This is a genomic window from Stenotrophomonas maltophilia (genome assembly GCF_047782825.1).
Lineage (GTDB): Bacteria > Pseudomonadota > Gammaproteobacteria > Xanthomonadales > Xanthomonadaceae > Stenotrophomonas.
Genome location: NZ_CP180589.1, coordinates 4,063,815 through 4,075,324 on the forward strand (window position 1 = coordinate 4,063,815; position 11,510 = coordinate 4,075,324).

The window sequence follows — 11,510 nt, forward strand, 5'->3', positions numbered from 1 at the left end:
AGATGCCTCACCGCTCGCCGCGGGTTTCCACCAGCACCGGGCACGGCGCGTGGTCCAGGGTCCACTGCGCCACCGAGCTGTCGAGCAGCCGCTGCAGCCGCGACAGGTGGCGGTGACCGATCACGATCAGATCCGCACCCAGTTCACGCGCCTGCGCGCTGATCACCTCGCCAGGGTCGCCGGCCGGCAACAGCGTCACCGCGTCCACGCCGCGCTCGCGCAGATCGGCCATGGCCTCGGCCAGCGCTGCCTCGGCCTGGCTGCGCTGGCCCACGGCAGCGGGATACTCGCGGCGGTCGGCCGCGCTGGCATCGGGGGGCAGGGCAAACCCGGGGTCGATCACGCACAACAGGTGCACGCGGCTGCGCGGCCCGGCTACGTGGGTGACCAGGTCCAGCAGGGCGTCGTGCTGGGGGCCGCCATCAAGGGCGACCAGCAGGGTAGTGAACATGGGTATCTCCTTGGCAGGCGGCGATGGTCGCCCATGCCGCCGCCTGCACCCATGCCGTGCGGCGCAGGCAATCAGTGCGCTGGATGCAATCGATTTCCGCCACGCGTGTCGTACAGTCATGTCATCTGCTGGAGACTGCCATGGCTTTGCCCGATCTGAACCTGCTGCTGGCCCTGGATGTGCTGCTGGATGAGGGCAGCGTGGCCGGTGCCGCCCGGCGCATGAACCTGAGCGCGCCGGCGATGAGCCGGACCCTGGGGCGGATCCGCGAGGCGCTGGGCGATCCGGTGCTGGTGCGGGCCGGACGGGGCCTGGCGCCGACACCACGCGCGCTGGAACTGCGCGAACAGGTGCGCGATGTCATCGAGCAGGCGCACCGGGTCTTCCATGATGGCCGCGAAGTGGACATGCAGACGCTGGAGCACACCTTCAGCATCCGCGCCAACGATGTATTCATCGGCAGCTACGGCGGCCGCCTGCGCGAGGTGTTCCGCCAGCAGGCGCCGCGCTGCACGCTGCGCTTCATGCCCGAAGGCGATACCGATGATGACGCGATGGTGCAGGGCCGGATCGATCTGTTCATCAGCACGGCGGGCAAGCACACGCCGGAAACCAAGGTGCAGAACCTGTTCACTACCGCGCTGCTGGGCGCGGCGCGTGAAGGTCATCCGCTGTTCGATGGCGATATCACGGCCGAGCGGTTCGCCGCCTGCGACCATATTTCCGTCTCGCGGCGGGGCATCGCCCACGGTCCAATCGATGATGAGCTGGCGCAGCTGGGCCTGACCCGGCGGGTGGCGATGGTGATCCCCACGTTTCATGGCGCGATCTTCGCCGCGGCCGCATCGGACCTGGTGCTGCCGCAGATGCCCAGCGTGATGCTCGATCGCATCACCTACATGGGCCTGCCGCTGCGCATGTTCCCGCTGCCGGTATCGGTACGCACGGTGGCCCTGGTGCAGGCCTGGCACCCGCGCATGGACAACGATCCCGCACATCGCTGGCTGCGCCGGGCGATCAAGGCCATGTGCGACGCCGACGCCCTGTAGAGCCGAGCCCACGCTGGGCTGCGTCGAAGGGCGTGCCGGCCAGCGGTCGGCACCTGTCAGCATCGCGGCTACACCCGTGCGTCTGACGCACGACTGGCATCGCACTCGCGCCATTTGCCGCAGCAGTGGGCCTGCCTAGACTGCGCTCCCCACATTCACGGAGCGCACGCCATGTCGCTTCACCTGCCGTGCGCTGCACGGATCGGCCGCCGCCGATGAGCGCGGTCGCCTTGCCCAGCCCCGCCGCCGCCCCGGCCGCCCCCGCCTTCGACCGCCGCATTGTGGTTGGGCTGTGCGGCGTGCTGCTGGTGGTGCTGGTATCGGGCTTCAACGAGAACGTCACCAAGGTCGCGCTGGCCGACATCCGCGGCGCGATGGGTTTCAGCGTGGACGAAGGCAGCTGGATCACCGGGGTCTACAGCGCGATGTCGGTCAGTGCGATGGCATTCGCACCGTGGTGCGCGGTGACCTTCTCGCTGCGCCGCTTCGCCCTGGTGATGATCGCCGCCTTCATGCTGCTGGGCGTGCTGTGCCCGCTGGCACCGGACCTGCCCAGCTTCCTGCTGCTGCGCGCGCTGCAGGGCCTGGCCGGCGGCGCCTTGCCGCCGCTGCTGATGAGCGTGGCGCTGCGCTTCCTGCCGCCGGGCATCAAGCTGTACGGCCTGGCCGGTTACGCGCTCACCGCCACGTTCGGGCCGAGCATGGGTACGCCGCTGGCCGCGCTCTGGGTCGAGCACGCCGGCTGGCAGTTCGCGTTCTGGCAGATCGTGCCGTTCTGCGTGGCCGGCATGGCGATGGTGGGCTGGGGCCTGCCGCAGGATCCGCTGCGCCTGGAGCGCTTCGCCCAGTTCAACGCGGTAGGCCTGGCGCTGGGCCTTCCCGCACTGGTGATGCTGGTGCTGGGCCTGACCCAGGGCCCGCGCCTGAACTGGTTCGATTCATCGCTGGTGACCGTGCTGCTGGGCGGTGGCGGTGGCCTGCTGGTGCTGTTCTTCATCAACGAGTGGTTCCACCCGCTGCCGTTCTTCAAGCTGCAGCTGCTGGCAAACCGCAATCTCGGCTATTCGCTGGTGACCTGCGTGGGCGTGCTGTTCGCGCTGCTGGCGGTCATCTCCATTCCCTCCGGCTACCTGGCCAGCGTGCAGGGCTATCGCCCGCTGCAGACCGCGCCGATGCTGCTGTGGGTGGCGCTGCCGCAGATCATCGCGTTGCCACTGGTGGCCACCCTGATGAACCAGCGCGCGGTCGATTGCCGCTGGGTGCAGGGTGCCGGCCTGCTGCTGCTGGCCGTGGCCTGCTTCCTCGGCGCACATCTGGATGTGCAGTGGAACCGCGACAACTTCCTGTGGGTGCAGCTGCTGCAGGTGCTGGCGCAGCCGATGGCGGTGCTGCCTTTGCTGCTGCTGGCCACCACGGGCCTGGCGCCACAGGACGGCCCGTTTGCTTCGGCCTGGTTCAACACCGTGAAAGGCTTTTCCGCCGTGTTCGCCGGGGGCGTGCTGGACGCCATCGGGCAGTCGCGCCGGCATTTCCATTCCACCGCACTGGTCGACCACTTGGGCAACCAGCCGTGGTTGCCGGCCAGCGCCGACTTGCCGGCGCGCCTGCACGCGCAGGTACAGGCCCTGGTCTCGGCCGACCTGTACTGGCTGGTGGCGCTGATCGCGCTGGCCTGCCTGCCGCTGCTGCCCTGGGCCACGCGCGTCCATCCGCCACGTGCCGTGGCCTGACCCCCTTCGCAAGGAATCCCCCATGACCGTCAACAAGACCACCCTCAACACCGGCCTCGCCCTGGGCGTGCTGGCGCTGGCCATCGGCGGCTGGCTGCTGCTGCGCGATGGCCGCTACCAGCGCACCGACAACGCCTACGTCAATGCCGACTTCACCGTGGTCGCGCCGAAAGTCGCCGGCTTCGTCAGCAGCGTCGATGTGCAGGACAACCAGCGGGTGAAGGCCGGCGACGTGCTGGCCCGCATCGACGACCGCGACTACCAGGTCGCGCTGCAGGCCGCCCGCGCCGATCTGGCCAACGCCCGTGCGCAGCTGGCCAATGCGCAGGCGGCGCTGGCACAGCAGGACTCGCTGATCGAACAGGCCCGGGCCAGCGTCGATGTCAGCCGTTCGGAACTCACCCTGGCCAGCGCCGACCAGCAGCGCTACCGCGATCTGGCCCGCGACGGTGCCGGCACCGTGCAGAACGCGCAGCAGGCGCAGTCGAAGCAGGCGGTGGCCAGCGCCCACCTGCAGCAGGGCCAGGCTGCCCTGAGTACCGCGCGCCAGCGCACCGGCATTCTGGCGGCAGGTGTGCAGGCCGCACAGGCGGCGGTGCAACGCGCCGAAGCGGCGCAGGCGCGCGCGGAGCTGGATCTGTCACACACCGCGCTGCGTGCGCCCATCGATGGCGTGGTCGGGCGCCGTGCGGTGCGCGTGGGGGCCTACCTGACCCCGGGCACCGCGGTGGCCGCCGTGGTGCCGCTGCAGCAGGCGTTCGTGGTGGCCAACTTCCAGGAAACGCAGATGACCCGCATGCACGCCGGGCAGCCGGTCGAGCTGACCGTGGATGTATTCCCCGGCACGTCGCTGCGGGGGCACGTCGACAGCATCGCCCCCGCCACCGGCGTGACCTTCGCCGCCGTCGCCCCGGAAAATGCCACCGGCAACTTCACCAAGGTGGTGCAGCGTATCCCGGTGAAGATCGTGCTGGAACCGGGGCAGCCGCTGTTGAACCAGTTGCGCGCGGGCATGTCGGTGGAAGCGCGGGTGGACCTGCAGGGCGGGGAGGGCGCATGAGCGCACCCCGCGTATTGAAGACACTGGCCAGTGCGGCGCTGTGCCTGGCCATGGCAGCCTGCACGATGGGCCCGGATTTCGTGCGGCCGCAAACCGCGTTGCCGGCGCAGTGGCAGGGCGAGGCGGTGGCTGCGATCTCCATCGACGATGACGCCGCCTGGTGGGCCGGGTTCAATGACCCGTTGCTGGGCGAGCTTGCGCAGCAGGTGCTGCAGGCCAACCTGGACCTGCAGCTGGCCGCCAACCGCGTGCAGCAGAGCCGTGCCGCGCGCGGCATCAGCGCGGCGGACCGGTTGCCATCGGTGGCCGCCAGCGCCAGCGGCGTGCGTGCACGCAACAGCGAGGTGGGCCTGAACGACCCGTCCGGCAACGGCGGTCGTGATGACTACGGGCTGTTCCAGGCCGGCATCGGCCTGAGCTGGGAGCTGGACCTGTGGGGCCGCGTGCGCCGCCAGGTGGAAGCCGCCGATGCGCGCGTGCAGATGGCCGAGGAGGATGCACATGCAGTGCGCATCGCGCTGCTGGCGGAAACCGCGCGTGATTACCTGCAGCTGCGTGCAACGCGGCAGTTGCTGGCGATCACCGAGGATAACCTCAGCATCGCCCTCGACATCAAGCGCCTGACCGAAGCGCGCCAACGCCAAGGCGTTGCCAGCACGCTGCAGGTGTCCAGCGCGTCAGCGCAGGTAGCATCGCTGCAGGCACGCATCGCGCCGCTGCGGCATCGTGAATCGCAGCTGCGCAATGCACTGGCGTTCCTGCTGGCGCAGCCTCCGCAGGCACTGGATGCGCAGCTGCAGGATGCACGCCGTGACTGGCCCGCACTGCCGGCGGTGGCGGTGGGGCTGCCCAGCGAACTGGCCGAGCGCCGCCCGGACATCCGTCGTGCCGAAGCGGCGTTGCATGCCGCAACGGCCGGCATCGGCGTGGCCAAGGCCAGTTTCCTGCCACGCATCATCTTGAATGGCGACGCCGGCTTCCAGGCCAAGCAGCTGGATGATCTGGATGGCTGGAACGCACACCGCTTCAGCATCGGGCCGTCGATCAGCCTGCCGATCTTCCAGGGGGGGCGGTTGAAGGCCAACCTCGCGTTGAGCAGGCTGCAGCAGCAACAGTCGTCGCTGCAGTTCCGGCGCACGGTACTGCAGGCCTGGCACGAAGTGGACGACGCCATCGATGGTTACGCCGCAGAGCAGCAGCGCACCGTGCAGCTGCACGTGGCGGTGGACGAAAGCGAGACCGCGCTGGGTGCGGCGCGCCGGCAGTACCAGGCCGGCGTGGTCGACATGCTGGACGTGCTGACCACCCAGCGCATCGCGCTGGACAACCAGGCCGCGCTGGCCAACAGCCAGGCCACGGCCGCGATCGCACGGGTGGAGCTGTACCGCGCGCTGGGCGGCGGCTGGTAGGGAAATGGAAACGCCGGGCCATGCCCGGCGGTTCGTCGGTAGTTGCCAACCTTGGATGGCGGCCTTTTTTGGAGCGCCAACCGAGGTTGGCGTCTACCAGAGCTCGTCGTGCGCCGGGCCACGTGCTGTGGACCCGGTGGACGTATCAGCGCCCGTCCGCTACCTCGCCGTAGAACCAGTATTCCTGTTCCAGACCGTCATCGTGGTCGGTGGGAGGAATGCTGACCTGCACACCTCGCTCCTCAACGCCTTGGGGTAGGACGAGCTGCCATTCGGCGGAAAGACTGCGCGAGGTGATTGCGGTGACCTGGCCATCCTCTGTCGAGGCGACGTGTCCCTGGAAGTGCGCTTCGTCCAGGTAAAGGCAAATCTCGCTGGAGAACATCCCAGGCAGGGCGATGCAGCAGGTTACCCGCACATTAGCCTGTGAAGCGGGCCGCGACTGGATCAGATTTGCGCAGGCGCTGATGAGCGATTGGGCGCAGGCACGCTGAATTCTCAGGGTGGTGGCCGGGCCTTCGATCAGACCAGCTCGGGTCGGAACCTTGTAGTTCCAGTAGCGAGCTTGACTGCCCAACTCCTCTGGCGAGGGAAACGCACCACTGAAGCAGTCAGCCCAATGCTGCAGGTCGCGTAGTCGGCGTGGGGCATCGCGCAGCTTCTTCTCGCCGCGGGTACCCGGCCGGGTGATTGCATCTCTGTTTCTCATTCCCATAGTGTGCCAGCCACATGCGCGGCGGGTTGGAAAGCGCCAACCAAGGTTGGCGTCTACCCGAGCATGTTCATCGGCACCGGGTCGATCACGACACGGGCACGGTAGCGCCGGGCCATGCCCGGCGGGCGGGTGCCTCAACGCACGTCGCGCAGTTCCCAGTGGTGGCCGGCCAGCAAACGCAGGCGCTGCTTGAACACATCGCTGTCGATGCGGGTGGTGGCCACCAGGTTGATGCGCAGGTCCTTCTGCTCGCCGGTCACGGTGGCATCGGGGTCGGTCACGCCCCACTGCGGTTCCACCGCGTCCGGGTCGGGCTGCTTGGCCTTCCAGCGCTCGAACAGGGTGCCGCTGCGCAGGGCATCCTGCAGTTCCTCGGCGAAGCCGGCGGCGCCCTGCGAATGGAAGGACAGATCGGGGTCGTTGCCGCGGGCCTTGGACGGGTCGGGCAGGCTGATGTGGTACTGCGCAGGCATGGTGTTCTCCTTGAGGTGCGGCAAGGCTGGCATAGCCGCAGTGCAATGCTTGTGTACGCCAGAACGCTTACTCGAAGCGATGCGGCCCATCGGCAAAACCCACGGTCACCGCGCCCTTGCCGACATTGACCATGCCGGTCAGGCTCATCACCGACTCGTACACGGTCACGCCGTGGCTGGCGCAGAGCTCCTTCATCTGCGCATAGCCGGGCAGGGCGCGCAGCTCCTCCAGCTCGCCGCCGTAGCTGACGCACACCGACGGCGTCATCAGGCCGCTGCGCACGCGCTGGCCGACCACGCCAAACAGCTTCTGCACCGCGTTGTCGAAGCCCTTGATCTTGGCCACCGGCCCGGTCTCGCCCTTGTAGCCATGCAGCACCGGCTTGATGTCCAGCGCGCTGCCCAGCGCGGCGCTGAGCAGGCCCACGCTGCGGTCGCCCTTGTGGCGGGCGCGGGCGCGCATGTAGTAAAGGTCGCGGGTGACCATGTAGCCGTGCACGTTGCCGGCCAGTTCCTCCAGCCGCTCGCGGATCTGCTGCACGCTGGCACCGCTGTCGCGCAGGCGCACCGCCTCCACCGCAGTCACCGCCTGGGCGGCAAACAGGTTCTGGGTATCCAGCACGCGCAGCGCGAACGGCGAGTTGTAGCCCGCCGCCTGGCGTACCGGCTTGTAGTCGTTGAGGATGGCGAAGCTGGCCTGCAGCGCGTTGTCATGGATCGGGCTGCGCGTCTTGGTGATGGTCATGCAGAAGACGTGGTCGTAGTCGATCACCAGCTGCTGCAGGAACAGATCGCGGATCTGGTTGACGCTGAAGGGGATGGTTTCGGCTTCGGCGCCATGTTCGGCCACATGCGCGTGCAGGAAACTGAGCGTGGCCTGCTCGTCGCGGTGGTCGGCCAGCACCGCTTCACCGATCCGCACGGTGATCGGCAGCAGCACGATGTTGTGCTCGGCAATGAATTCCTGCGGCAGGTCGCAGGCCGAATCGACGACGATTCCGATGCGCATCCGGCTCCCCCTCCAGGGCGGTTGTAGGTTCGGAATGTGAAAGCTATCGCAATTTTGTCCGGGGCGCGCGAGGGAATTACGCCACTGCCTGTTCAGCGATTGCGCTGCACGGCCACTGGAAGCGTTACCACCTGCAGCCAGTCCGGCCGCTGCAGCAGGCCAGGGTCATCCAGTACGGCGGCCATCATCGGGTGCGCATCGTTGCCCCAGAACAGTTCGCCGTCGATGGACAGGGTCGGCACGCCGAAAACGCCGGCGTCGATGGCGGCCTCGGTGTTGCGGCGCAGCTGTTCCTTCACCGCCGCTTCGGCGCAGGCCGCCTGCACGTCGTTGATGCCCAGGCGGACGGCCGGGATGCGCAGCGCCTCGGCCGTGTCGCCGGCGTTGCCCTCGCGCCAGATCCAGTCGAACAGTACGTCCACCGCCTGCGCGCCGGCACCGGCGGCCAGGCACAGCCGCAGCGCCGCCAGCGGGTTGAACGGGTGGCCGGGCGGGAAGCGCAGCGGCGTTCCTTCGGCCTGCGCGGTCCACAGCAGCTGCCGGTAGATGAAACGGCGCTTGGCTGGAATTTCGGCCGGGCCGAGGTTGCCCAGGTGGTGCAGCACCGCGCCGAAAGCGATCGGCACCGGCTGGATGGCGGCGAACTGCGGCAGCTGCTTGACCTTCTGCCAGTGCAGGTAGGAATAGGGCGAAACGAAGTCGAAATACCAGCGCAGGGCAGCCATGGTCGTTTCCTCGGGCAATCAGGGGGTCGCGTTGCGCTGCAGGTACCGGTCGCGCAGTTCGGTCTGGCGCGAACGCATGGGCATGGCGCGGCCGCCCAGCCAGACCTGTTCGGCATAGTGCGCCACATCCAGCGGGTCGCCTTCCCACAGCACCAGGTCGGCGCGCTTGCCGGGTTCGATCGTGCCGATCTGGTCGGCCACGCCCAGCGCCTGTGCCGGTACCCGGGTCAGTCCGGCCAGGCCGTCGGCCCAGGGCAGACCATTGGCCACTGCGTTGCCGGCCAGCTGGCGCATCTTGCGCGCGTTGTGCGAAGCATCGTCGCGCTGGGCGAAGGCCACCGGCACGCCCGCCCGCTGCAGGCGCGCGGCATTTTCCAGGCTGGCACCGATCTGGTCGAAACTGGTGGGCAGGTTGCCCAGCGCATCGACAAACACCGGCACCTGCGCGGTGGCCAGTTCCGGCGCCAGCTGCCAGGCCTCGGCACCGCCGGCGATGGCGATCTTGACCTTCTCGCGCGCGGCCCAGCGCAGCAGCTGGCGGATGTCGGCGGCGCGGTCCACATCCACCACGATGCGGCCCTGGCCGCCCAGGTAGCGCGCCAGGGTGCGGCGCCCGGCCGGGGTGAGCAGGGCATGCGGCGAATCGGCGGCCACCTGGCCACGTGCTTCATCCACCATCTGCTGCAGCAGCATCCACTGCGCCGCGCGCGATTGCCCGGTCAGTTCCGAAGCGGCCGCGCCCAGGCGCAGGAACAGCGCGCGCGGGCCGATCGGGTCGGCGCTGCCATCCAGACGCATCACCCCGCCCTGGCCGGCCACGAAGCCACCGCCGGTGGCCGCCCCCAGTGCGGTGAAGCCGATGCCGTCCAGGCGCGCCACGGGAATCAGCACCGAGGCCGGGTTGTAGGCGAGGGTGACGTCGAATTCCGGGCGCAACGGCTGCTCGCCCATTTTCAGCGTGCTGTCCACCGTGCTCGATTCACCGGACACTTCCTCGATGCCGATCTCGGTGATGCCACCGAACAGGGCCGGCGTGAGCGGGCGGCCATTGGCCTCCACCACGGCCACGCCGGCCGGCGCCGACAGGCCCGGCCCGACCGCGCGGATCAGTCCGCCCTGCACCAGAACATCGGTGTTCTGCAGGCTCCCTCGGGTGCTGGCGGTATGCACCGTGGCGTTGCGCACCAGCAGGTCCTGCGCCGATGTCGTGCCCGCGATGCTTGCCATCGCCATGACGGTAGCGCCGAGCCATGCTCGGTGACGTTTGTTCAACACCCCCATCACCGCACCTCCTGCCCGAGCTGGAAATCCGACCGCGGCGTCGCCGCCGGCGTGCTGCGGTCGTACAGTCGCCGCCCGTCGATGAACACCTGTTCGGCCAGTGCATACGAACTGAAGGGATTGCCGTTCCAGACCACCACGTCGGCCATCTTGCCGGCCTCCAGGGTGCCGGTCTGGCCTTCGATGCCCAGTGCCTTGGCGGCGTTGACGGTCATCCAGGTGATCGCGTGTTCCGGGGCAATGTCGGGCATGCGCGCGCGGCGTGCCGCCGCCATCACCTTGGCCGCCTCCTGGTTCAGGCGCTGGATGCCCTCGGGTGAATCGGAATGGACGATGGCGCAACTGTTCTTCGGCCGGTCGACCAGCGCGATGTTCTCGGCGATGCCATCGAAGGCCTCCATCTTGAAGCCCCACCAGTCGGCCCACAGCGCACCGCAGACGCCATCGGCGGCCAGCCGGTCGGCCAGCTTGTAGGCTTCCACGCCGTGGTGGAAGGCGGCCACCTTGAAGCCGAATTCCTTGGCCAGGTCGAGCATGGTGGCCATTTCGTCGGCGCGGTAGCAGTGGATGTGCACACGGATATCGCCCTGGATGGCGCCGGCCAGCGTGTCCAGCTTGAGGTCGCGCTTGCCACCGGCATCACCGGCGCTGTCGCCCTTGTCGCTGCCGAACCAGCCCTTGCGCTTGGCCGGCTTGGGGCTGTTTTTGGCGATGTAGTCGGCGGCATCGATGAAGGCGGCGCGGTAGCCGGCCACATTGCCCATGCGGGTAGCCGGGGCAGTGCCCTTGCCGCCATAGACGCGCTTGGGGTTTTCGCCGCAGGCCATCTTCAGGCCCCAGGGGGCACCGGGGAATTTCATGGCCTGGTAGGTGGTGGCCGGCACGTTCTTCAGCACCACGCCGCGGCCGCCAACCAGGTTGGCCGAGCCGGGCAGCACCTGCATGCTGGTCACGCCGCCGGCCAGCGCGGCGGAAAAGCCGGGGTCCTGCGGCCACACCGAATGTTCGGCCCAGACGTTGGCAGTGACCGGTGCGGTCATCTCGTTGCCGTCGCTGTGCGCGCTCACGCCGGGGCTGGGGTAGACGCCCAGGTGCGAATGCACGTCGATCAGGCCCGGGGTGACCCACTTGCCCTGCGCATCGATGCGGGTGATGCCCGCATCGGCCTGCAGCCGCGGGCCAACGGCCACGATGCGGCCGTCACGCAGCAGCACATCGGCGTTGTCCAGGCGCTGGCCGGTGCCGGTCAGCACGGTGGCGTTCTGGATCAGCACCGGGCCATCGGGATGCGCACGGTAGGTGCTGGGATAAGGGTCCTGCAGGAAGCGCGATGCGCCTACTGCCGGTGCGGCCCACAGCGAGACCAGCGCCAGGCCCAGCCCGGCGCGCAACAGCGCGGATGTCATGCGGATTCCTCGTCCCACCCCCAAGAATCCATCGACGCTAGCCGTGTGCAGGGCGGCTTGCCAAGTGACCTTGGGCAGGGGAGGTGGGTAGGACTTCCCCTATACAGTCAATGTGAAAAAAATATTAAGTTTCAATGAGGCATGCCGTTACCGACATGCAGAACAGCGCGCGCTGACCTGCCGCGAGGGTGTGTACGGCTCC

11 protein-coding genes are annotated in these 11,510 nt (G+C 68.5%); 4 read left to right on the forward strand and 7 right to left on the reverse strand.

The window, feature by feature from the left end; translation table 11 throughout:
* Window positions 1–7: 7 nt before the first annotated feature.
* Window positions 8–451: a universal stress protein gene (locus ACM2ZB_RS18785; RefSeq protein WP_416056551.1), complete on the reverse strand. Its 444-nt coding sequence runs from the start codon at window positions 449–451 to the stop codon at window positions 8–10.
* A gap of 140 nt (window positions 452–591) precedes the next feature.
* Between ACM2ZB_RS18785 and ACM2ZB_RS18790 the strand changes: the two genes are divergently transcribed.
* The 4 genes from ACM2ZB_RS18790 (at window position 592) to ACM2ZB_RS18805 (ending at window position 5,699) form a co-directional block, all read left to right on the forward strand.
* On the forward strand, window positions 592–1,500 hold the full coding sequence (locus tag ACM2ZB_RS18790; RefSeq protein WP_416056552.1) for a LysR family transcriptional regulator: 909 nt from the start codon (window positions 592–594) through the stop codon (window positions 1,498–1,500).
* Window positions 1,501–1,715: 215 nt separating this feature from the next.
* The gene (locus tag ACM2ZB_RS18795) at window positions 1,716–3,230 is read left to right on the forward strand and encodes an MFS transporter (RefSeq protein ID WP_416056553.1); all 1,515 of its coding nucleotides are present in this window, start codon (window positions 1,716–1,718) and stop codon (window positions 3,228–3,230) included.
* Window positions 3,231–3,252: 22 nt separating this feature from the next.
* A complete protein-coding gene (locus ACM2ZB_RS18800; RefSeq protein ID WP_416056554.1) occupies window positions 3,253–4,290 on the forward strand; it encodes an HlyD family secretion protein in 1,038 nt (345 codons plus the stop codon).
* Window positions 4,287–5,699, forward strand: a complete 1,413-nt coding sequence (locus ACM2ZB_RS18805) for an efflux transporter outer membrane subunit (RefSeq protein ID WP_416056555.1) — start codon at window positions 4,287–4,289, stop codon at window positions 5,697–5,699. Before ACM2ZB_RS18800 ends, ACM2ZB_RS18805 begins: the two co-directional genes overlap by 4 nt.
* Window positions 5,700–5,844: 145 nt before the next feature.
* Here ACM2ZB_RS18805 and ACM2ZB_RS18810 read toward each other — a convergent pair whose 3' ends face one another.
* The 6 genes from ACM2ZB_RS18810 to ACM2ZB_RS18835 all read right to left on the reverse strand — a co-directional run bounded on the left by ACM2ZB_RS18810 (window position 5,845) and on the right by ACM2ZB_RS18835 (window position 11,308).
* The gene (locus ACM2ZB_RS18810) at window positions 5,845–6,408 is read right to left on the reverse strand and encodes a DUF3916 domain-containing protein (RefSeq protein ID WP_416056556.1); all 564 of its coding nucleotides are present in this window, start codon (window positions 6,406–6,408) and stop codon (window positions 5,845–5,847) included.
* 140 nt (window positions 6,409–6,548) lie between these two features.
* Window positions 6,549–6,887, reverse strand: coding sequence for a hypothetical protein (locus ACM2ZB_RS18815; RefSeq protein WP_006469105.1), 339 nt, complete (start codon window positions 6,885–6,887; stop codon window positions 6,549–6,551).
* Between the two features lie 67 nt (window positions 6,888–6,954).
* Window positions 6,955–7,896, reverse strand: a complete 942-nt coding sequence (locus ACM2ZB_RS18820) for a DegV family protein (protein WP_313441599.1) — start codon at window positions 7,894–7,896, stop codon at window positions 6,955–6,957.
* Window positions 7,897–7,988: 92 nt separating this feature from the next.
* Entirely contained in the window at window positions 7,989–8,621 is a 633-nt protein-coding gene (locus ACM2ZB_RS18825; protein WP_416056557.1) for a 2-hydroxychromene-2-carboxylate isomerase, read from the reverse strand.
* Window positions 8,622–8,639: 18 nt separating this feature from the next.
* On the reverse strand, window positions 8,640–9,902 hold the full coding sequence (locus ACM2ZB_RS18830) for an amidohydrolase family protein (protein ID WP_416056558.1): 1,263 nt from the start codon (window positions 9,900–9,902) through the stop codon (window positions 8,640–8,642).
* A complete protein-coding gene (locus ACM2ZB_RS18835) occupies window positions 9,902–11,308 on the reverse strand; it encodes an amidohydrolase (RefSeq protein WP_416056559.1) in 1,407 nt (468 codons plus the stop codon). The genes ACM2ZB_RS18830 and ACM2ZB_RS18835 overlap by 1 nt, the downstream gene beginning before the upstream one ends.
* Window positions 11,309–11,510: the final 202 nt, after the last annotated feature.